16 protein-coding genes are annotated in these 22,395 nt (G+C 61.4%); 12 read left to right on the forward strand and 4 right to left on the reverse strand.

From position 1 onward, the window contains the following. Nucleotides 1-307: 307 nt before the first annotated feature. From AC1DIJ_RS07625 to trxA, 12 genes are all read left to right on the forward strand, one after another. Nucleotides 308-1,042 carry a response regulator transcription factor gene (locus tag AC1DIJ_RS07625; protein WP_310296724.1) on the forward strand — a complete coding sequence of 245 codons (735 nt, stop codon included), beginning with the start codon at nucleotides 308-310 and terminating at the stop codon, nucleotides 1,040-1,042. Between the two features lie 107 nt (nucleotides 1,043-1,149). After that, nucleotides 1,150-2,913: a sensor histidine kinase gene (locus AC1DIJ_RS07630; protein WP_310296721.1), complete on the forward strand. Its 1,764-nt coding sequence runs from the start codon at nucleotides 1,150-1,152 to the stop codon at nucleotides 2,911-2,913. Continuing rightward, nucleotides 2,913-3,362: a serine/threonine protein kinase gene (locus AC1DIJ_RS07635; RefSeq protein ID WP_112386031.1), complete on the forward strand. Its 450-nt coding sequence runs from the start codon at nucleotides 2,913-2,915 to the stop codon at nucleotides 3,360-3,362. Before AC1DIJ_RS07630 ends, AC1DIJ_RS07635 begins: the two co-directional genes overlap by 1 nt. 152 nt (nucleotides 3,363-3,514) lie before the next feature. Then, the gene (locus AC1DIJ_RS07640; protein WP_025584219.1) at nucleotides 3,515-3,916 is read left to right on the forward strand and encodes a PTS sugar transporter subunit IIA; all 402 of its coding nucleotides are present in this window, start codon (nucleotides 3,515-3,517) and stop codon (nucleotides 3,914-3,916) included. A 9-nt stretch (nucleotides 3,917-3,925) separates the two neighbouring features. Further along, on the forward strand, nucleotides 3,926-4,207 hold the full coding sequence (locus AC1DIJ_RS07645; RefSeq protein ID WP_112386030.1) for an HPr family phosphocarrier protein: 282 nt from the start codon (nucleotides 3,926-3,928) through the stop codon (nucleotides 4,205-4,207). Nucleotides 4,208-4,372: 165 nt separating this feature from the next. Further along, on the forward strand, nucleotides 4,373-5,773 hold the full coding sequence (gene ahcY, locus AC1DIJ_RS07650) for an adenosylhomocysteinase (protein WP_112386029.1): 1,401 nt from the start codon (nucleotides 4,373-4,375) through the stop codon (nucleotides 5,771-5,773). Between the two features lie 202 nt (nucleotides 5,774-5,975). Continuing rightward, on the forward strand, nucleotides 5,976-8,564 hold the full coding sequence (locus tag AC1DIJ_RS07655; RefSeq protein ID WP_112386028.1) for a sensor histidine kinase: 2,589 nt from the start codon (nucleotides 5,976-5,978) through the stop codon (nucleotides 8,562-8,564). Continuing rightward, nucleotides 8,561-10,078 (forward strand): tRNA (adenosine(37)-N6)-threonylcarbamoyltransferase complex ATPase subunit type 1 TsaE, encoded by a 1,518-nt coding sequence (tsaE, locus tag AC1DIJ_RS07660; protein ID WP_112386027.1) that lies wholly within the window; start codon nucleotides 8,561-8,563, stop codon nucleotides 10,076-10,078. Before AC1DIJ_RS07655 ends, tsaE begins: the two co-directional genes overlap by 4 nt. 13 nt (nucleotides 10,079-10,091) lie before the next feature. Continuing rightward, complete coding sequence (locus tag AC1DIJ_RS07665; protein WP_112386026.1) at nucleotides 10,092-10,823, forward strand: nucleotidyltransferase family protein; 732 nt, start codon at nucleotides 10,092-10,094, stop codon at nucleotides 10,821-10,823. A gap of 3 nt (nucleotides 10,824-10,826) precedes the next feature. Next, nucleotides 10,827-14,021 carry a double-strand break repair protein AddB gene (addB, locus tag AC1DIJ_RS07670; RefSeq protein ID WP_112386025.1) on the forward strand — a complete coding sequence of 1,065 codons (3,195 nt, stop codon included), beginning with the start codon at nucleotides 10,827-10,829 and terminating at the stop codon, nucleotides 14,019-14,021. Then, the gene (addA, locus tag AC1DIJ_RS07675) at nucleotides 14,014-17,562 is read left to right on the forward strand and encodes a double-strand break repair helicase AddA (RefSeq protein WP_112386024.1); all 3,549 of its coding nucleotides are present in this window, start codon (nucleotides 14,014-14,016) and stop codon (nucleotides 17,560-17,562) included. The genes addB and addA overlap by 8 nt, the downstream gene beginning before the upstream one ends. Before the next feature lie 74 nt (nucleotides 17,563-17,636). Continuing rightward, nucleotides 17,637-17,957 carry a thioredoxin gene (gene trxA / locus AC1DIJ_RS07680; protein ID WP_112386023.1) on the forward strand — a complete coding sequence of 107 codons (321 nt, stop codon included), beginning with the start codon at nucleotides 17,637-17,639 and terminating at the stop codon, nucleotides 17,955-17,957. 47 nt (nucleotides 17,958-18,004) lie between these two features. On the opposite strand, the gene AC1DIJ_RS07685 is transcribed toward trxA, so the two are convergent. Genes AC1DIJ_RS07685 through trpB form a run of 4 tightly spaced genes read right to left on the reverse strand, consistent with a single transcriptional unit; the run spans nucleotide 18,005 to nucleotide 22,395 of the window. Beyond that, nucleotides 18,005-19,357: a bifunctional folylpolyglutamate synthase/dihydrofolate synthase gene (locus AC1DIJ_RS07685; protein WP_112444178.1), complete on the reverse strand. Its 1,353-nt coding sequence runs from the start codon at nucleotides 19,355-19,357 to the stop codon at nucleotides 18,005-18,007. A 32-nt stretch (nucleotides 19,358-19,389) separates the two neighbouring features. Next, nucleotides 19,390-20,292, reverse strand: a complete 903-nt coding sequence (gene accD, locus AC1DIJ_RS07690; protein WP_112386021.1) for an acetyl-CoA carboxylase, carboxyltransferase subunit beta — start codon at nucleotides 20,290-20,292, stop codon at nucleotides 19,390-19,392. Between the two features lie 39 nt (nucleotides 20,293-20,331). Next, nucleotides 20,332-21,171 carry a tryptophan synthase subunit alpha gene (trpA, locus tag AC1DIJ_RS07695; RefSeq protein WP_112386020.1) on the reverse strand — a complete coding sequence of 280 codons (840 nt, stop codon included), beginning with the start codon at nucleotides 21,169-21,171 and terminating at the stop codon, nucleotides 20,332-20,334. A 3-nt stretch (nucleotides 21,172-21,174) separates the two neighbouring features. Next, a complete protein-coding gene (gene trpB, locus AC1DIJ_RS07700; protein ID WP_112386019.1) occupies nucleotides 21,175-22,395 on the reverse strand; it encodes a tryptophan synthase subunit beta in 1,221 nt (406 codons plus the stop codon).

Here is a 22,395-nt window from a genome sequence, read left to right on the forward strand (position 1 = left end):
TAAAACTGACGCGAACCTAAGGTGGGAAATTTTAAAAAGCAAGAGAGTGTAATTCGAAAAGTGTAATGATATCATATATTTAATCGATTTAAATAAGAATCGTTATTTTTAAATCGTTTGAACTGGATGGTTTGGTTCAGTATGTCGCACCACCTTTGATTGCAGCCGGAATATTCGAACAATCCGCCCCTTTATCTTTGCCACAATTTGTTCCACCTTTATCCTCCATAAGCGCATCCGGCTGGAGAGGCCGCCTGGGGACATCAAAAATTCCGGGAGATGCGCATAAATGACGGAGACGAACACCATGCCGACAATCGCGCTCGTTGACGACGACCGCAACATCCTGACGTCAGTGTCGATCGCACTGGAAGCCGAGGGATATAAGGTCGAGACATATACGGACGGCGCTTCGGCGCTCGATGGTCTCATCGCCCGTCCGCCGCAGCTCGCCATCTTCGACATCAAGATGCCGCGTATGGACGGGATGGAGCTTCTGCGCCGCCTGCGTCAGAAGTCCGACATGCCGGTCATCTTCCTGACGTCCAAGGATGAGGAGATCGATGAGCTCTTCGGCCTCAAGATGGGCGCCGACGATTTCATCACCAAGCCGTTCTCGCAGCGCCTGCTGGTCGAGCGCGTTCGCGCCGTGCTGCGCCGCGCCTCGAGCCGGGAAGCAGCCGCGGCCGCAGGCACAAGCGGTACCGCGCCGAAGCCCGGTGCAGCACAGCCCGCCCGCTCGCTGGAACGCGGACAACTGGTCATGGACCAGGAGCGCCACACCTGCACCTGGAAAGCCGAACCGGTGACGCTGACCGTGACCGAATTCCTGATCCTGCATTCGCTTGCGCAGCGCCCGGGCGTCGTCAAGAGCCGCGATGCGCTGATGGACGCGGCCTATGACGAGCAGGTCTATGTCGACGACCGCACCATCGACAGCCACATCAAGCGGCTGCGCAAGAAATTCAAGATGGTCGACAACGATTTTGATATGATTGAAACGCTCTACGGAGTGGGTTACCGCTTCCGCGAAGCAGCCTGACGCGTTACCGCGGGGCACATGAGTATTGTTGAGGGCTCGCTGGCCGGATCTCCGGCCGCGCCCTCCGAAAGGGCCTGTCGTTGGCACAGTTGGTGCAGGAAAGGGATCTGGACGATGCGGATGGCGTAACCGGCCGCCGCGTCCGGGGAAGGCGCTGGTCGCATCCCTTCACCATCATCCGCCGGATCTTCGGCAATGCCGTCTTTTCGAGCCTGACGCGCCGCATCCTGTTCTTCAATCTGGCGGCGCTGCTCGTCCTTGTCGGCGGCATTCTCTACCTCAACCAGTTCCGCGAAGGGCTGATTGACGCGCGTGTCGAAAGCTTGCTGACGCAGGGCGAAATCATTGCCGGTGCGGTCTCCGCTTCGGCATCGGTCGATACAAATTCGATCACCATCGATCCGCAGAAGCTGCTGGAACTACAAGCCGGCCAAAGCATCACCCCGGTTCCGAACGACGAGGATCTGGAATTTCCGATCGATCCGGAAAAGGTGGCGCCGGTTCTGCGCCGCCTGATCTCGCCGACCCGCACCCGCGCCCGCATCTTCGACGCCGATGCTAATCTGCTGCTCGATTCCCGCCATCTCTATTCCCGCGGCCAGGTGCTCCGTTTCGATCTTCCGCCAGTCGAGGAAGAGAAACAGACATGGGGCGAATGGTTCACGACCCTGTTCAACAAGGCGCTGCAGCCCGGCAATCTGCCGGTGTACAAGGAAGCGCCGGGTGGCGACGGCTCGATCTATCCTGAAGTGATGAATGCGCTGACCGGCGTGCGCGGCGCAGTGGTGCGCACCACCGAGAAGGGCGAGCTGATCGTCTCGGTCGCCGTACCGGTGCAACGTTTCCGCGCCGTTCTAGGCGTACTGCTGCTATCGACCCAGGCCGGCGATATCGACAACATCGTTCATGCCGAACGTCTGGCGATCATGCGTGTCTTCGGTGTCGCGACGCTGGTCAACGTGCTGCTGTCGCTCGTTCTGTCGTCAACGATCGCCAATCCGCTCCGCCGCCTGTCGGCGGCCGCGATCCGCGTCCGGCGCGGCGCCAAGGAGCGCGAGGAGATCCCCGACTTCTCGGCCCGCCAGGACGAAATCGGCAATCTTTCGATCGCGCTGCGCGAAATGACGACCGCGCTCTACGACCGCATCGATGCGATCGAGAGCTTTGCTGCCGATGTCAGCCACGAGTTGAAAAACCCGCTGACCTCTCTTCGAAGCGCGGTCGAGACGCTGCCGCTGGCGAAATCCGACGATTCCAAGAAGCGGCTGATGGATGTCATCCAGCATGACGTTCGCCGCCTTGATCGCCTGATTAGCGATATTTCCGACGCCTCGCGTCTCGACGCAGAACTGGCGCGCGTCGATGCCCGCTCTGTCGATCTGGAAAAGTTCCTGACCGATCTCGTCGATGTCTCCAGGCAGATCCGCAGCAAGAACAAGGATGTGCATATCGAGCTGGTGATCGAGCGGAAGCCTGGGGTGAAGACCCGCTTCGTCGTCAACGGCCACGACCTGCGCATCGGCCAGATCGTCACCAACCTGATCGAGAATGCCCGCTCCTTCGTTCCCCAGGAAGGCGGCCGGATCATCGTGCGGCTGGTGCGGACCCGTTCCCGTTGCCTCGTCTATATCGAAGACAACGGTCCGGGCATCCAGGCCGAAAACATCGATCGCATTTTCGAGCGCTTCTATACCGACCGGCCTGAGTCGGAAGGCTTCGGGCAGAATTCCGGTCTCGGCCTGTCGATCAGCCGCCAGATTGCCGAAGCCCATGGCGGCTCGCTGCGTGCCGAGAACATTATCGATGCGGAAAGTGCCGAGATTCTTGGCGCCCGCTTCATCCTCGCCCTGCCCGCGGCTGCCAATAGCTGATGAGCGCGCCGGTCAACGTTCACGCGACGGCGATCAAGATCAACGGCACCGGACTGCTGTTTTCGGGGCCATCCGGCTGGGGCAAGTCGATGCTGGCCTTCACCTGTCTGAACGAGGCGAAGCGGATCGGCCTCGACGCCGTCCTCGTTGCCGACGATCAGGTATTTCTCGAGAACCGGGACGGGCAGATCATCGCCCAGCGGCCGGATTCGATCGCCGGGCTGATCGAACTTCGAGGCACCGGCATCGTGGCGCTGGACAGCATTGCCGAGGCCGCCATGCATTTCGCCATCCTGCCCGGCAGCGCCTCCGGCGAAAATCGCCTGCCGCCGGAAAATGAGCAAATAGAGGTCGCCAGTGGCTTTCTGCTGCCGGTCATCCGGCTGCTTGGCGATACCCGGCTGCCGCTCGCGGTTCTGATGGCGAAAGCCCCGGAAATCGGTCGATAATGCCTCATAATCCGGCAGAATTGCCTGCGATCTCCGCATTTTTGTCTTGCACTTCGGCTTTTGATCGCCAAGATGTGCCCCCACCGGTGGACGCGATTGTTGCATTGCGATATTGGGGCCGCCGTTGATATGCCATTGGGAGCAGTTAAATCATGATCGGACTTGTGCTTGTCACTCATGGCAAGCTGGCTGAAGAGTTTCGTCATGCTGTCGAGCATGTCGTCGGTCCTCAGAAATTCATCGAGACGGTCTGCATCGGCCCCGAAGACGATATGGATCAGCGGCGGCAGGATATTCTTCAAGCTGTCGCCGGCGCCGATGATGGTCATGGTGTGGTGATCCTCACCGATATGTTCGGCGGTACGCCTTCCAACCTTGCCATCTCGGTGATGAGCAGCGGCCATACCGAAGTGATTGCCGGTATGAACCTGCCGATGCTGATCAAGCTCGCTGGCGTCAGAGGCGAGAACAACATGGAAAAGGCCTTGGCCGAAGCTTCGGAAGCCGGCCGGAAATACATCAACGTCGCGAGCCGCGTTCTCAGCGGAAAATAACGGGCCTTCATGACCACGACGCAGCTCTCCCGGGAACTCCTCATCATCAACAAGCGCGGTCTTCATGCACGCGCCTCGGCGAAATTCGTTCAGATGGTCGACACGTTCGACGCTGCGATCACCGTTTCCAAGGACGGCATGACCGTCGGCGGCACGTCGATCATGGGCCTGATGATGCTTGCCGCGAGTCCCGGCTCGACCGTGCTGGTCACCGCCAGCGGCAACCAGGCGATCGAAGCCCTCGATGCCCTGGATCAGCTGATCCAGAACAAGTTCGGCGAAGAGATCTGATCCGCGCCGTCATATAACCATATAAAGACTTCTTTATATCTTTATTGCCATGGTCCCTGAAGCCTGATAAACGGCTGGCATGGCCGTGCATAAGGCACGTGTTGGCGCTGCGCGATATTTGCGGCGCAGGTTTGATTTTGAGATGCTTTTCAGCTGGAGACCTCAATGAGCACTGAAAAAGATTATGTCGTCGCCGATATCGGTCTTGCAGATTTCGGTCGTAAGGAAATTACGATCGCCGAAACCGAAATGCCGGGCCTGATGTCCAGCCGCGAGGAATTCGGCCAGTCGAAGCCGCTGAAGGGCGCGCGCATCACCGGCTCGCTGCACATGACGATCCAGACCGCCGTTCTCATCGAGACGCTGACGGCGCTCGGCGCCGAAGTTCGCTGGGCCTCGTGCAACATCTTCTCGACGCAGGATCACGCTGCTGCTGCGATCGCCGCTGCCGGCATCCCGGTCTTCGCGATCAAGGGTGAATCCCTCGAAGACTACTGGACCTATACCGACAAGATTTTCCAGTGGGCCGATGGCGGCTTCTCCAACATGATTCTCGACGATGGCGGCGACGCGACCATGTACATCCTGCTCGGCGCGCGCGCCGAAGCCGGTGAAGACGTGCTGTCGAACCCGCATTCCGAGGAAGAAGAAATCCTCTTCGCACAGATCAAGAAGCGCCTCGCCGCATCGCCGGGCTGGTTCACCAAGCAGCGCGACGCGATCAAGGGCGTCACCGAGGAGACCACCACTGGCGTCAACCGCCTCTATCAGCTGCATGCCAAGGGCCTGCTGCCGTTCCCGGCAATCAACGTCAACGATAGCGTCACCAAGTCGAAGTTCGACAACAAGTACGGCTGCAAGGAATCGCTGGTCGACGGTATCCGCCGCGGCACCGACGTCATGATGGCCGGCAAGGTTGCCGTCGTCTGCGGTTACGGCGACGTCGGCAAGGGTTCTGCCGCCTCGCTCTCCGGCGCCGGCGCTCGCGTCAAGGTCACCGAAGCCGACCCGATCTGCGCCCTGCAGGCCGCCATGGATGGCTATGAAGTCGTTTTGCTCGAAGACGTCGTATCTTCGGCTGACATCTTCATCACCACGACCGGCAACAAGGATGTCATCCGCATCGACCATATGCGGGCGATGAAGGACATGGCGATCGTCGGCAACATCGGCCATTTCGACAACGAAATCGAAGTTGCGGCGCTGCGTAACCTCAAGTGGACCAACGTCAAGCCGCAGGTCGACCTGATCGAGTTCCCGAAGGGCAACCGCATCATCCTGCTGTCCGAGGGACGTTTGCTGAACCTCGGCAACGCCACCGGCCATCCGTCCTTCGTGATGTCGGCATCCTTCACCAACCAGACGCTGGCGCAGATCGAGCTTTTCACCAAGCCCGACCAGTATTCCAACCAGGTCTACATCCTGCCGAAGCACCTCGACGAGAAGGTCGCCCGCCTGCATCTCGGCAAGCTCGGCGTGAAGCTGACCCAGCTTTCGGAAGAGCAGGCTGCCTATATCGGCGTAAAGCCGCAGGGCCCGTTCAAGGCTGACCACTACAGATACTAATCGTATCGCCAGTATCCACAACATCTTGATGGGCGCCGCATTGACATTTGCGGCGCCCTTATTTTTTGCCTCCTACCTTCCCGCTGAATCCCATCCGAAGTATTGTTTTAGAACTCGATTCGTGGCCCGGACTCGTCCGTTTGCCCGAAAATGGGATGTCTTGTCGTGATGCGGCACATTAAAGGACGGAGACAGACCGGGAATGCCGGACGTAGAGAAAAGCCTGCCAGCACAGGTGGATGACGGCGCTCGGCCCGATATCCGCCAGGTAGCGGCAGCACAACACAATACACCTGCGGCGGCCGGGCGGGCCGTGAAGCAGGGAAAAAGCTCGCTGACGCAGCTGGCGAAGATTTGTGCCGGTGGCACGGCGATCGCAGCGCTTGCGCGGCCGGTTCTGGCTCAGGTCGAATCCGAGGCTGCGGCATCGGCACACCTGTTCACGTCATCTCAGGTCGTCGGCGTTTCCGTTGTCATCGGGGTCATCTCCGCCGCTCTGCTTTCCACCCTCTGGCTGGTGCGCCAGCGCGGCAACCTGGAAACCGAGAGCCGCGATATCCGCACCGCGCTTTCGGATGCGCAGCAGCGCATCTCGCAATATCAGGCACTGATTGCCGACAAGAACCGCCGCATCGTCGTCTGGGACGGCAGCGAGCGCCCCGAACTGCTGGGACAGCTGCCGGCCGAAACGGGCGCGCCGCAGGACAACGAATTCCTGGCATTCGGCCTGTGGCTGAAGCCCCGTTCGGCGTCCGAGCTTGACCATGCAATCGATCGTCTGCGTGAAGCAGGCCAGAGCTTCGATATGGTGGTCGAAACCAATCGCGATGAAATTCTCGAGGCGCAGGGCCGTGTATCCGGCGGCCGCGCCTTTGTTCGCTTCGTCGCGCTCAACAATCTGCGCGCCGAACTCGCCGAACTGAAGATCGAGCGCGAACGGCTGATGTCGTCGATCTCGGCCTTCCAGAGCCTGCTCGATGCCATCGACCTGCCGGCCTGGCAGCGCGACGTCGAAGGCCGCCTGACCTGGGTCAACCAGGCTTACGGCGATGCCGTCGAGGCGAAGTCGCCGCAGCAGGCAATCAACGAGAGCCGTGAATTCCTGACGACGATCGCCCGCGAGCGCATCCGCGCCACGGCAACGCCCGAATCGCCTTTTCACGACAAGATTTCGACCGTCGTCAGCGGCAACCGGACATTCTTCGACGTCGTCGATGTCAAGGTTCCCACCGGCTCGGCGGGCATCGCCATCGACGTCTCGGATGCCGAGGCGGTTCGTGCCGAGCTTGAGCGGACGCTGAAAAGCCACGCCGAGACCCTCGATCATCTGGCAACACCGGTTGCGATCTTCGACGGCGAGCAGCGGCTGCAATTCTATAATCAGGCCTTCGTGACCCTCTGGGAGCTCGATATCGCCTTCCTTGAGCGCAAGCCTGACAATGCCGAGCTTCTCGAGCGCCTGCGGGCGGCCAAGAAACTGCCGGATCAGCTGAACTGGAAGAGCTGGAAGGAAACAGCGCTTTCCGTCTACCAGGCTCTCGATACGAAATCCGACCTCTGGCATCTGCCGAACGGCCAGACGCTGCGCGTCTTCGCCACAGCGCATCCACAAGGTGGCGCTACCTGGGTATTCGAGAACCTCACCGAGCAGGTCGATCTCGAAACGCGCTACAACACGCTGGTGAAGGTTCAGGGCGAGACGATCGACCACCTTTCGGAAGGTGTTGCGGTGTTCGGGCCTGACGGACGAATCCGCCTGTCGAACCCTGCCTTCCGCGTGCTCTGGGGAATCACCGAGGCCGAAGCCAAGCCGGGCACCCATATCCGCGCCGTCGGCGAAGCTTGTGCTCCGTCTTATGACAAGCCGGATGGCTGGAAGACCTTTGCCGAGCTCATCACCAGCTTCGACGACGAACGCCGTTCGAGCCAGGGCACGCTGGAACTGTTCTCCGGCCTCGTGCTCGACTATGCAGTGATACCGCTGCCGAATGCACAGACGATGCTGACCTTCGTTAACATGACGGATTCGGTGCGCGCCGAGCGCGCCCTGACCGAGAAGAACGAAGCGCTGCGCAAGGCCGACGAGCTGAAGAACGATTTCGTTCAGCACGTCTCCTACGAGCTCCGTTCGCCGCTGACCAACATCATCGGTTTCACCGATCTGCTGCGCACGCCGGGCGTCGGTCCGCTGAACGATCGGCAGGCCGAGTATATCGACCATATCGCCACTTCCTCGTCTGTCCTGCTGACGCTGGTCAACGACATTCTCGACCTGGCAACCGTCGATGCAGGCATTATGCGGCTGAACTATTCCGAGATCGATCTCAGCGACCTGCTGGACGACGTCTCGATGCAGATCGCCGACCGACTGCAGGAAAGCGGCGTAACGCTTGAGATCACCTCGCCGTCGCAGCTCGGCACCATCGTTGCCGATTCGCAGCGCCTGAAGCAGATCCTGCTGAAATTGCTATCGAATGCCGCCAACTTTTCGCCCGAGGGTGCGGCGATTGCGCTCGAATGCCATCGCGAAGGCACCGATTTCGTATTTTCCGTCGCCGATCGCGGGCCGGGCATCTCGCAGGAGATGATCGCTACTGTCTTCGATCGCTTCGCCACCGGTGCAAAGAGCGGTAAGCGCGGCGGTGCCGGTCTCGGTCTCTCGATCGTCGACAGCTTCGTCAGCCTGCATAACGGCAAGGTAACGATCGACAGCAAGCCTGGCCGCGGCACCACGGTCGTTTGCCGGATTCCATCCGTCAACCTGCCGCGTGCCGTCGCAGCCGCCGAATGACGGCCGACGCTGGCGCGATCTCCCTGTTTCTGGAAGACGAGGCGGCAACCGGCCGTCTCGGCGAGGATCTGGCGCTTGCCGTTAAGCCGGGCGACTGCCTGACGCTGTCGGGTGATCTCGGCGCGGGAAAATCGTCTCTGGCCCGGGCGGTGATCCGCGCCATCGCCGACGATCCGGCGTTGGAAGTGCCAAGCCCGACATTCACGCTGGTCCAAGCCTATGATCTTAGAATTCCAGTTGCGCATTTCGACCTCTACCGGCTCGCCGATGGCTCCGAGCTTGAAGAACTTGGTTTCGATGAAGCGCTGCAATCGGGTATCTGCCTCGTCGAGTGGCCCGAGATGGCCGCGGACGAGATGCCTGGTGATCGGATTGAACTGACCCTGACGCACGAGGGTGCCGGGCGCCACCTGACCATCAAGGCACCGCCGAAGAAAGCCGAGCGTATCCAGCGCGTCCTGGCTATCCGGACATTTCTCGCCGGTCTCGGCTATGCCGGCGCCGGACGCCGCTTCCTGACGGGTGATGCATCGTTGCGCGCCTATGAGGCGGTCTATCCCGCGACAGGCGAGCGGAAGATCCTGATGGATTGGCCGCCGCTGCCGGAAGGACCCGCAGTCCTTGACGGCAAGCCCTACCCGAAGGTCGCCCATCTTGCAGAGAACGCCTATCCCTTTGTTGCCATCGCAGATACTCTGCGGCAGCGCGGCTTCGCGACGCCTGAAATCTACGGCGTCGACTACGACCAAGGCATATTGCTGATCGAGAATCTCGGAACCGAAGGTGTTCTGGACCCCGGCGGACGACCGATTGCCGAGCGCTACCGCGAAAGCGTTGCCTGCCTGGCGCATCTGCATGGCATGCAGATCCCGCAGGATATCGCCGTTACAAAGGATCATATTCACCACATCCCGGATTTCGACCGGACGGCGATGAAGATGGAAGTCCGCCTGGTGCTCGACTGGCATCTGCCGTGGAAGCGCGGCGGCCAGACGGCCTCGAATGCGGAGCGGGACACGTATCTTGCAATCTGGGACGACCTCATCGACCAGCTGGCCGATGCCGAAAAGAACCTGCTGCTGCGCGATTTCCATTCGCCGAACATCATCTGGCGCGGTGACCGGCAGGGGATCCAGAAAATCGGCCTGATCGATTTCCAGGACGCGATGATCGGCCCGACGTCCTATGATCTGGCATCGATCGCCCAGGATGCGCGCGTTACCATCAAGCCTTCGCTCTTCCAGGAGCTCATGGAAGACTATCTGTCGATCCGCCGGGCCCAAGGCGGCTTCGATGAAACGTCCTTCCTGAAGAGCTGGGCGATCATGTCTGCGCAGCGCAATTGCAAACTTGCCGGGCTCTGGGTCCGGCTGTTGCAGCGCGACGGCAAACCCGGCTATCTCAAGCATATGCCGCGTACACTGGCCTATCTTCAGGTCGCTCTTGAGCATGAAGCGCTCGCCCCCTTGCGCGAATGGTGCGCAAGGGCTGGAATAGGCATGAGCGAATCATAAGTTCCGGACCACGATGACAATCAAACAAGCCATGGTATTGGCGGCGGGTCTTGGCACCCGCATGCGCCCGATCACCGATACGATGCCGAAGCCGTTGGTGAAGATCGGCGGCAAGCCGATGATTGACTATACGCTGGACTCGTTGAAGCAGGCCGGCGTCGAACGCGCTGCCGTCAACGTCCACCATTTCGCCGACCAGATGGAAGCGCATTTGAAGTCGTATCACGGGCTCGATATCCTGATTTCCGACGAGCGCGGCGGCCTGCTGAACAATGGCGGTGGCATCGTCAAAGGCCTAACGCTGCTCGACCGGGAGACGATCTTCGTGATGAACGCCGATCTCTTCTGGATCGGTGAACAGCCGGGTGCGCCCAGCAATCTCGATCGATTAGCCGGATTCTTCGATGCCGGCAGCATGGACATGGCGATGCTTTGCGTGCGCATCGAGAACACGACCGGCCATAACGGCATCAATGATTTCAGCATGGCAGCGGATGGCCGCCTGACACGCTACCGGGACGACCAGTCGAACCCCGTCGTCTATGCCGGTGCCTTTGCGATGCGGCCCGAATTTCTCGACGATGCTCCGCGCGAGCCGTTCAACATCAACACCTATTTCGACAAGGCGATCGGCCGCGGCAGGCTTTACGGAATGATGATGGACGGGCACTGGCTGACCGTCGGCACGCCCGAAGCCGTCGATGAAGCAGAGGAAACGATCCGGCAATTCCGGACGTTTGCTTAAGCGATGAGCGAGCGTCATCAGCCGCGCATCCTGACGATCCCGGCAGGAGCGCCGTTTCTGAAAGTGCTCGCGCAGACGCTTTGCGACGGCCGGCTGACGCCGCTCTTCCGGCACGATCCGGACGATCCGCTATCACTCTCCAAAGTCACGATCTACCTACCGACCAGGCGCGCCGCCCGCGTGCTCCGATCCGAATTCGTCGATCTGCTCGGCGGCCGCTCGGCCATTCTGCCGGTCATCCGGCCGCTCGGTGAGACGGATGACGACAGCGGCTATTTCGAGGAGGCGCTGCCTGCGACCCTCGACCTTGCGCAGCCACTTTCCAACACTGCCCGCCTGCTGGAGCTTGCGAGGCTCATCCTTGCCTGGCGGAACAGGCTGCCGGATATCGTCCGCCGCATCCACGCCGAGTCGCCTCTCGCAGCCCCGGCAAGCCCGGCCGATGCGATCTGGCTGGCGCGCAATCTGGCCGAGCTGATCGATTCGATCGAGACCGAGGACCGCGAATGGGCGGAGCTTGCCAATCTCGACGCCTCCGATCATGCACTCTGGTGGCAGCTGACCGCCGAATTTCTGCAGATTGCCAGCGCTTTCTGGCCGGAACGGCTGGCCGAACTCGGGCGCTCGTCCCCTGCCCGGCACCGCAACGCAATTTTGCGGGCGGAAGCGAACCGTCTTGCAACGTCCCGGCCGGCGGGACCGATCATCATCGCCGGCTCGACGGGCTCCGTGCCTGCTACCGCCGATCTGATTGCCGCCGTTGCCAATCTTCCCGAGGGCGTCATCGTGCTGCCAGGCCTCGATCTGTCGATGCCGGACGAGCATTGGCGAATGGTAGCACCGGATCCGCAACCAGGACGAACGGCCAATCCTGCGAGCCGCAGCCACTCCCAATATGGTCTGTCGCATCTGCTGAAACGCCTGAAACTGACACGCAATGATGTCGCCCCGCTGATCGACGCGGAGCCTGACCTGCAACGGCGCGCTGAGATACTATCGCGGGCGCTTGCACCAGCAGAGGCGACAAGCGGCTGGGGCGAGTGGAAGAACGAGCTTCCCGCGGACGCGTTGGCGGCGGGCTTTGCCGACGTGGCGCTGATCGAGGCAGCCAACGAGCGGGAGGAGGCAACGGCAATCGCCATCGCCTTGCGCCTTGCCCTGGAAGAGCCGGGCCGCAACGGCGAAAGCCAGGCAGCGGTGATTACGCCCGATCGCAATCTCGCGCGCCGCGTCATGTCCGAACTCGCCCGGTTCGGCATTATCGCCGACGATTCGGCCGGTACGCCGCTTTCCGCCATGCCGCAGGGGACCTTCCTTCAGCTGGTTCTGGAAGCGACGCTGCGGCCCGGCGATCCGGTAGCACTGGTGGCGCTCCTCAAGCATCCGCTCACGCATTTCAGCCTTGAGAAGACCATTTTGACAAGCGCCGTCGAAGCCCTCGAGCTTCTCGCGCTGCGAGGCGGTGTTGCCGAGGTCGATATCAACACGCTGCCGGCCCTGCTAGAGCGTCAGCTTGCCGAACAGCAGGCCGATCGCTACGCGCCGAACTGGCGGAAGTCGCTGCCATCGGATGCGATCGATCGGGCCCGGAATCTGGCACAGCGGATCGCAGCTGCGACCGAGCCGCTGGCATCGGCAATGGTCAAGCGTGGACCTGACGGGCGCAGCCTGACAGTGAACCTGCAGCTCTCCGAATGGGCCTCAAGGACCGGCCGCGTGCTCGAGGCCGTGGCTCGCGATCACCGCGGCGACCTTGCCGGTCTCTGGAGCGGAGAAGCCGGCGATGCGCTTGCAGTACTGCTCGGCGAAGTGATCGACACCAACGGGCAGATCGAGGCCGACGGTCCGCAGTGGATCGACATCATGACGGCATTGTCGGCCGGACAGGCCGCCAAGCCGCGCGCGCTCAGCCATCCCCGGGTTTTCATCTTCGGTACGCTGGAAGCCCGTCTTCAGGCTGTCGACACGCTGGTGCTCGGCGGTCTGAACGAAGGTTCCTGGCCGGGGCAGACGGCCAACAACCCCTTCATTTCGCGGATGATGAAAACGGAGATTGGCCTCGAGCCGCCGGAGCGGCGTATCGGGCAGCTGGCCCACGATTTCGAGATGGCGAGCGGCACCCGGAAGCTGATCTATACGCGCGCACTCCGCCAGGGCTCGACGCCGACGGTTGCCTCGCGCTGGCTGCAGCGTCTACTGGCTTTGGGCGGCACCGCTTTCGAAGCCGCGCTGAAGGACCGTGGCGAAAAATTCGTGCACTGGGTCAATCTTCTCGATGACGGCAAGACCCAGGCGCCGGCGCAGCGCCCCTCGCCGGTTCCACCCTCCGAACTGCAGCCGAAATCCTATTCCTTCAGCGAAGTCGGCCGCCTCCGGCGCGATCCCTATGCGATCTATGCGCGGCGCATTCTGCGGCTCGACCCTGTCGAACCGTTTAACCGCGATCCCGGTGCCGCAGAACGCGGCACGCTCTATCACGCGATCATCGACCGCTTCGTGCGCGAAGGGCACATCGCCGGAACGCCTGACGGCGAAAGGGCGATGGAGGCTATCCTGAACGATCTTTTCGACAGCGAAGAACTGCCCGCCCATATCGACGCGGTCTGGCGGCCGCGCTTTCGCGAGGTGGCCCGCAGCTTCCTGACGTGGGAAGCCGAGCGGCGGCCGGGCATCCGCAAGACAGTGACCGAAGTTCGCGGCAGCGTCGAGCTGGAGACTATCAACATCCGGCTAACGGGAATCGCCGACCGGATCGATATCACCGGGCCGAAATCTGCCGATATCATCGACTACAAGACCGGCTACAACCCATCGCCTGCGCAAGCGCGCGCCTTGCTCGACCCGCAGCTGGCTCTCGAAGCTGCCGCGCTGAGCGCCGGTGCCTTCCGCGATGCCGGCAGCCTCATTCCGCAGGATCTGCTTTACGTCCGGCTTCGGCCTGGCAGCCGCTTCCGGGCCGATACCGTCAACAACGAAAATTCGACACGCAGCGACAAGGCGAAGTCGGCGCTCGATCTTGCCGAGGAGTCGATCGATCAGCTCGTCAAATTCGTCTCCCTGCTGCAATCCGGCGAGCGGGGCTTCACGTCGCGGCTTATCCCGGCACAACAGTTCGAGTTCGGCGGCGACTACGATCATCTGGCACGGGTCTCGGAATGGTCGACGGCAGAAGACGAGGAGGCCAGCGGCGATGAATGACATTACCGCTCTCCCCGATAGCGACGATCCGGGCGTCTGGATCGGCTGGACGACCATTCAGCAGGCGATCGCCTCCGATCCGTTACGCTCGGCATGGGTGTCGGCCAATGCCGGATCCGGGAAGACGCACGTCCTGACGCAACGCGTGATCCGGCTGCTTTTGGCCGGTGCCAGGCCTTCGGCGATCCTCTGCCTGACCTATACCAAAGCCGCGGCCTCCGAAATGTCGAACCGCGTCTTCGCGCGGCTTGCCGAATGGGCGGTTCTGCCGGATCAGGAATTGAGCAAACGCATCGCGCTGATCGAGGGAGAAACACCCGATCGCGTCAAGCTCGCCGAAGCACGGCGGCTCTTTGCCAAGGCGCTGGAGACGCCCGGCGGATTGAAGATCCAGACGATCCACGCCTTCTGCGAGGCGCTGCTGCATCAGTTTCCGCTGGAGGCAAATGTCGCTGGACACTTCTCGGTTCTCGACGATCGTGCAGCGGCGACCCTTCTTGCGGATGCGCGCCGCTCGCTGCTGACGGCGACGGGACCGGAAGACGATCAGACGCTTGCCGAAGCGTTCTCATACGTTCTCAACCTCGGCGACGAAAGCGGGCTGGAAGCGCTGCTCGAAGAGATCGTCGCCAATCGCAACGCCATCCGCCGCTTCACGCAGGCCGCCGAAGCGCATGGCGGCATTGCCGCGGCACTGCGCAAGAACCTGAAGCTTTCCGATACGGAGAGCGAAGCCAGCATCGCCGAGCAATACTGGCCGCTACCGGAGCTTTCCGGGCTGACGCTCGATCTCTACATGACGCTGGCGGCACAGAAAGGCGGCGCCAAGGCGCAGGAGGTTGCCTACGGTATTCGCCAAACGTCGAACGAGCGAAGCGCGGCGAAGCGGGCCGAAATTCTGGAGAAGATCTTCCTGAAGGTGGACGGGCAGCCGAAAACGGATTCGCAATTCACCGTGAAGGCGATGCTTGCCGATGCGCCAGAACTGACGGCGGCGATCGCAGCTGCCCGCGATCACGTCGTCGCCTGCCGGGACCGGCTGAAAATCATGCGGATGTATACGGCAACGCATGCGGCACTCGTGCTCGCCGAGCGCCTGAACCGCGACTATGAGTCCCTGAAAAAGCAGCGCAGCCACCTCGATTTCGAGGACCTGATCACGCGCACGGCCGATCTGCTGACGAAGAGCGGCATCGGCCCATGGATCCACTACAAGCTTGACCAGGGCATCGACCACATTCTCGTCGATGAGGCCCAGGATACCAGCCCGATCCAATGGAGCGTCATCCAGTCGCTGGCGGAGGATTTCTTCTCGGGCGAGAGTGCCCGGCCGGTGATCCGGACGCTATTTGCCGTCGGCGATGAGAAGCAGTCCATCTATTCTTTCCAAGGCGCGCGGCCGGAGCGCTTTTCGGAAGAAAGCAAACGGACGCAGCGAAAGGTGCAGGCCAGCGGCCAGCAATTCACGCCGGTGCGCCTGCCGCTGTCATTCCGTTCGACGTCCGACGTTCTCGCCGCCGTCGACCATGTCTTCACACCACCTGAAAATGCGCGTGGGCTGAGCGCCGAGGGCGAGCCGGTCATCCACCGGTCAAGCCGGATCGGCCATCCAGGCGCAGTCGATCTCTGGGCAATGGTAGCGCCCGAAGTCGCCGTCAAGGAAGAGGACTGGACGGCACCTTTCGATGCCACGCCCGAGAGCGCACCGCCGGCGATCCTCGCGCGACGCATGGCGCATACGATCGAGGCGCTGGTCGGACACGAAACGATCGTCGAGAAGGGCAAGGAACGGCTGATCGAGGCCGGCGATATTCTGGTGCTGGTTCGAAAGCGTGACAGTTTCGTCAACGCGCTGACGCGGGCGCTGAAACGGCGGAACAACATTCCGGTCGCCGGTGCCGACCGTCTGAAGCTGACGAGCCACATTGCCGTGCAGGATCTGCTGGCGCTAGGGCGCTTCCTGCTTCTGCCGCAGGACGATCTTTCGCTTGCAGCGGTGCTGAAAAGCCCGCTCTTCGATCTCACGGAAGACGATATCTTTGCGCTGGCGGCGCTCCGAAGCGAACATCTGAGCGTTTGGAGCCATCTGCAGCGCTTCGCCGCCGACGGCCACGAGCGCTTCGTGGCGGCGGCGAAACGGCTTGAGCTTTTCCTGGAGCAATCACGAACCCTGTCCGTGCATGATTTCTACGCCCGTGTGCTTGGCGTTCACGGTGGCCGCAGTCAGTTTCTGGCGCGGCTCGGCACCGAAGTCAGCGATATTCTTGACGAATTCCTGACCTTCACGCTCGATCATGAAAGCTCTGGCCTGCCCGGCCTGCAATCCTTCATCTCGACACTCGAACTCGAGGCCCCGGAGGTGAAGCGCGAGCAGGACAAAGGGCGAAACGAGGTGCGCATCATGACGGTGCATGCCTCGAAGGGCCTTGAGGCGCCGATCGTCTTCCTGGTAGATAGTGGCGGCAAGGCGTTTACCCATACGCATATGCCGAAACTGAGGTTGCTCGAGACAGCCAACGAGGATCCGATGCCGGTCTGGATACCGGTCAGCGATCTCGCCAATTCCCGTACGCAGGCCGACGCAGCCCGCATCCAGACGCTGGCCGAAGAGGAATACCGCCGACTGCTCTATGTGGCGATGACGCGCGCGGCCGACCGGCTGATCGTTTGCGGCTATCGCGGCGTGCGCGCCAATACCGATACGTGGCATGCGATGATTTCCACCGCGATGAGCGAAAGCCATCCGCAGGTGAACGCTGTCGAATTCGAAGGGCCGGACGGCAGCTGGCCAGGCGTGACCTGGCGGGTTCCGCAGGTGGAGCGCAGCTTCGAGCGGGCAGAACAGCTGGCGGAAAAGCGCGAAAAAGACGTCCTGCCAGCTGGTATACTCAAGCCTCTGCCACCGCAGAGAGCGCTGCCGCGACCCCTCAGCCCATCGGGCGCGGGCACCGTCATCGATGAGGAAGCCGACGACCTTCTGGTGACCTCGCCTTTGTTTAGCACCCCGGAGCGGTCCGACAGGTCGCTGGAAAAAGGCCGGCTGATCCACCGTATGCTGCAGATGCTGCCTGACATCCCGCCTCAGGAGCGCCAGCTTGCCGCCGAGCGCTATGCTGGGCGCGCGGCGCGCTTCTGGCCGGACGCGGAGCGGCGCCGGCTTGTCGATTCGGTTCTGAAACTATTGGGCGAAGACAGCCTGCAGCCGGTCTTTGCAGCCCATGCGCAGCCTGAAGTCTCGATCATGGGCACGCTGGACCTCGACGGAAAGCACTATGCCGTATCGGGCCGGGTCGACCGTCTCGCGGTACTGACAGACCGGGTCGTTATCCTCGATTACAAGACCAATCGTGTTCCGCCGGAGACCGAGGAGAGCGTTCCCTTTGCACATAAGGCGCAGCTCGCGATCTACCGGGAAATCCTGAAACCGCTTTATCCCGGCACGGAAATCGAGTGCGTGCTCGTTTATACTGAAAACGCGACGGTTCACCGCCTCACCAAGCGGACCCTTGAATTGGCGCTTGCGGCACTCAAGACAAAGTGAAATACCGGACATTGAAATTATGACACCGCACCATCACATGTGGTTCAACGATAATTCCCGTGAAGGAGCAGCCTATGGCTACCGTGAAAGTCGATATCAATAACTTCCAGTCGGAAGTTCTGGAATCTGCAGAACCTGTTGTTGTGGATTTTTGGGCTGAATGGTGCGGCCCGTGCAAGATGATTGCCCCGAGCCTCGAAGAAATCGCAACCGAACTGGCCGGCAAGGTCAAGGTTGCCAAGCTCAACATCGATGAAAACCCGGAACTGGCTGCTCAGTTCGGCGTTCGCTCGATCCCGACGCTTGCGATCTTCAAGGCTGGCGAAGTTGCCGACATCAAGGTTGGCGCCGCTCCGAAGACGGCTCTTTCGAGCTGGATTTCCAGCGCCGCCTAAGACGCTTTCGCATTCAACGAAAAAGCCCGGCTTCGACCGGGCTTTTTTCATTTTGGTGGCGTGCCGTTATCCGAGAGAACGTCGCCGACCAGATAGAGCGAGCCGCCCATCAGGATGCGTGGCGGCGGCTTGGCCGGATCGAGGATTTCCTTGATCGCATCGAGCGCGTCTCCGACGGTCGACATCGGCTCGGCCACCAAACCGGCGTCGTAGGCAGCATTGGCCAGAATGACCGGGTCGATCATCGCATCGCTTCCGCGGATCGGAACGCAGAAGACTTTCTCCGCCAGTCCGGCAAACGCCTTGAAATAACCGACGGGATCCTTCGTGTTGATCATGCCGGTGATCAGATAGAGCGGTCTTGGCAGCTTTTCCTCGAAATTCGCCATCGCCTCGGCGATCACCTCGCCGGCGCCGGGATTGTGTCCGCCATCGACCCAGATCTCCGCACCGGCAGGTGCGTGCGACATCAGCCGCCCCTCGGTCAGCCGCTGCAGACGCCCGGGCCATTCCACACCCTGAAGCGCCTTCTCCATCATCGCTTCGGTGACGACGAAACCGGCGGCCTTGACGGCGCGGATGGCAGCGGCGGCGTTGGCATATTGATGGCGGCCGGGAAGCCGCGGGAGCGGCAGATCGGCAAGGCCGAACTCATCCTGATAGACGAGACGGCCATATTCCTCGTGGGCCATGAAATCCTGGCCGTAAACGGCGGTCGGGCAATGCAGCCGCTCGGCCGTCGACATCAGCACTTCGAGCGCTGCGTCATAAGGCTGCTGACCAATGACGACAGGATGCTTCGCCTTCATGATGCCCGCCTTTTCGGCGGCGATCAGCTCGACCCGGTCACCGAGATAGGGCTGATGATCCAGGGAAATCGGCATGATGACCGAAACGGCCGGATCGGAGATGACATTCGTCGCGTCGAAGCGGCCGCCAAGGCCGACTTCGATAACAGCTGCGTCGGCAGGCTGTTCGGAAAAGAGCAGGAAGGTGACCGCCGTCAGGATTTCGAAAACGGTGATCTTCTGGCCGCCATTGGCTTCGGCAACGCGGCGTACGGCATCGGCGAAAGCCGCGTCTTCGACCAGCTCTCCGCGTCCGCCCTTGACGCCGATGCGGTAGCGCTCGTGCCAATTCACCAGATGAGGCGAAGTGTGGACATGAACGCTGTAGCCACCAGCTTCGAGGAGCGCCCGGCAGAAGGCAGTAACAGAACCCTTGCCGTTGGTTCCGGCGACATGAATTACCGGCGGCAGCTTGTCCTGCGGATTTCCGAGAACTTCCAGCAGGCGGGTGATCCGCTCCAGCGACAGATCGAAGCCCTTGGGATGCAATCCCAAGAGCTTGTCTATTTCCTGTGCTGCCTCGCTCACGACGGTCTGACCCCTGGGTATCATTCGGCCCTCCGCTCAGGCAGGTTCTGGATCGATCAGGCGCTCGCTGCCAGCGCGACCGCACTGCCGTTGGTAACGACGGTATTTGCCGGCTTCTTCGTCAGGATCTTTAGGACCCGCGCCAGCGTATCGGGGATATCGTGACGCTTGATCACCATGTCGACCATGCCGTGTTCCAGCAGATACTCCGACGTCTGGAAGCCTTCCGGCAACTTTTCGCGGATCGTCTGCTCGATGACGCGCTTGCCGGCAAAGCAGATTTCCGCGCCCGGCTCGGCCAGGTGAAGATCGCCGAGCATGGCATAGGAAGCGGTCACGCCGCCCGTGGTCGGGTTCGTCAGAACGACGATATAGGGCTGGCCTGCTTCCTTGAGCATGTCGACCGCGACAGTGGTGCGCGGCAGCTGCATCAGCGACAGAATGCCTTCCTGCATGCGGGCGCCGCCGGAAGCCGGGAACATCACCAGCGGGCACTTTTCCGCGATCGCACGCTCGAATGCCTTGACGATTGCCTCGCCGGCAGCGATGCCGAGCGAGCCGCCCATGAAGTTGAATTCGTGCACGACGGCCACGAGCTTCAGGCCGCGAACCTTGCCGACGCCGGCGACGATCGTGTCTTCCTGCTCAGTCTTCAGACGGCTATCGCGCAAACGGTCGGTGTATTTCTTGGAATCGCGGAACTTCAACGGGTCCTGAGCCACCTTCGGCTGCACCAACGCTTCGTATTCGCCATTATCGAACAGATCGAGCAGACGGGCCTTGGCCGGCATCTTCATGTGATAGCCGGAGGCCGGGATGACCCACTTGTTGTCTTCCAGATCCTTGTGGAAGACCATCTCGCCCGTTTCCGGGCACTTGATCCAGAGATTTTCAGGAACTTCGCGGCGGCCCAGCATGGAATTGATCCGCGGGCGTACGTAGTTGGTGATCCAGTTCAAGTCGAAAACTCCTGATTGACGACAGCCAATGTGGGGACACTATTCGGCAGCAACAAGGCGCGCCGAACGCGTTCCCGATGAAAGACCGCGGACCAGCGTGGCGACGGCCTGAACCGTATCAGCTGTCGCTTTTCCGTCCTTGGTCAAGCTTGTGGCCACCTGATTGACGATGGCAGTACCGACGACAACGCCGTCAGCCGAAGCGCCGATGACCTTTGCATGGTCGGCGGTCTTAACGCCGAAGCCAACGCAAACAGGCAGATCGGTGTGCTCCTTGATGCGCTTGACGGCACCCGAGACCAGCGACGTATCCGGCAAAGCCGAACCGGTGATGCCGTTCATCGAAACATAATAGACAAAGCCGGAGGTGTTCTTCAGAACGGCTGGCAGGCGCTTTTCATCGGTGGTCGGCGTTGCCAGGCGGATGAAGTTGATGCCCTTGCGGATCGCCGGGATGCACAGTTCGTCATCCATCTCCGGCGGCAGATCGACGACGATCAGACCGTCGATGCCGGATGCCAGCGCATCGTCGAGAAACTTTTCGACGCCGTAGATGTAGATCGGGTTGTAGTAGCCCATCATGACGATCGGCGTCGCATCATCGGACTTGCGGAAGTCCGCAGCCAGCTGCAGCGTCTTCTTGAGCGTCTGGCCGCCCTTCAGGGCGCGCTGACCGGCCAGCTGGATTGCCGGACCGTCGGCCATCGGATCCGAAAACGGCATGCCGAGCTCGATAATATCGGAACCAGCTTCCGGCAGCGCCTTCATGATGCCGAGCGACGTGTCGTAATCCGGGTCGCCGCCCATGAAATAGGTGACCAGCGCCGGGCGGCCCTCGGCCTTCAGATCGGCAAAGCGTTTGTCCATACGTGCGGTCATGACTTAAGCATCCATTCCGAGAATCTTGGCGACGGTGAAGATGTCCTTATCGCCGCGGCCGGAGAGGTTCATCAGGATGATCTCGTCCTTGCCCATCTTCGGCGCGCGCTTGATGACTTCGGCCAACGCATGCGACGGTTCCAGCGCCGGAATGATGCCCTCAAGGCGCGTCAGCGTCTGGAAGGCATCGAGCGCTTCGTGGTCCATGATCGGCACATATTCGACACGGCCGATGTCGTTCAGGTAGGAATGCTCCGGGCCGATGCCGGGATAATCGAGGCCGGCCGAAATCGAATGGCCTTCCTTGATCTGGCCGTCGCCATCCTGCAGCAGGTAGGTGCGGTTGCCGTGAAGAACGCCCGGCGAACCGGCGGTGATCGAGGCGCAATGCTCGTCACCCTGCAAACCCTTGCCGCCCGCTTCGACGCCGACGATCTTGACGCCTTCATCATCGAGGAACGGATGGAAGATGCCGATGGCGTTCGAGCCGCCACCGACGGCGGCAACGACGAGATCCGGCAGACGTCCCTCGGCTTCCAGCATCTGCTGCTTGGCTTCAGTGCCGATCACCGCCTGGAAATCCCGAACCATCTCCGGATAGGGATGTGGGCCGGCGGCGGTGCCGATCAGGTAATAGGTGTCGTCGACATTGGTGACCCAGTCGCGCAGCGCCTCGTTCATGGCGTCCTTCAGCGTGCCGTGTCCAGCCGTGACCGGCTTCACTTCGGCACCCAGGAGCTTCATGCGGAAAACGTTCGGCGCCTGGCGCTCGACATCGGTGGCGCCCATATAGACGACGCAGGGAAGGCCGAAACGGGCGGCAACGGTTGCCGAAGCAACGCCATGCTGGCCGGCACCGGTTTCAGCGATGATGCGGGTCTTGCCCATGCGCTTGGCGAGCAGGATCTGGCCGATGCAATTGTTGATCTTGTGGGAACCTGTGTGGTTCAGCTCTTCGCGCTTGAAGTAGATCTTCGCGCCGCCGAGCTCGGCCGTCAGCCGTTCCGCAAAATACAGCGGGCTCGGGCGGCCGATATAGTGGGCGCCGAGGTTTTTCAGTTCCGCCTGGAATTCCGGATCGTCCTTCGCCTTGTCCCACTCGGCCTGCAGGTCGAGAATGAGGGGCATCAGGGTCTCGGCGACAAAACGGCCGCCATAGATGCCAAAACGGCCGTCTTCGTCAGGGCCGGAACGGAAGGAATTCGGTTTAGGCGTCTCGTTCAC

The organism is Rhizobium sp. 10N427, assembly GCF_056394605.1.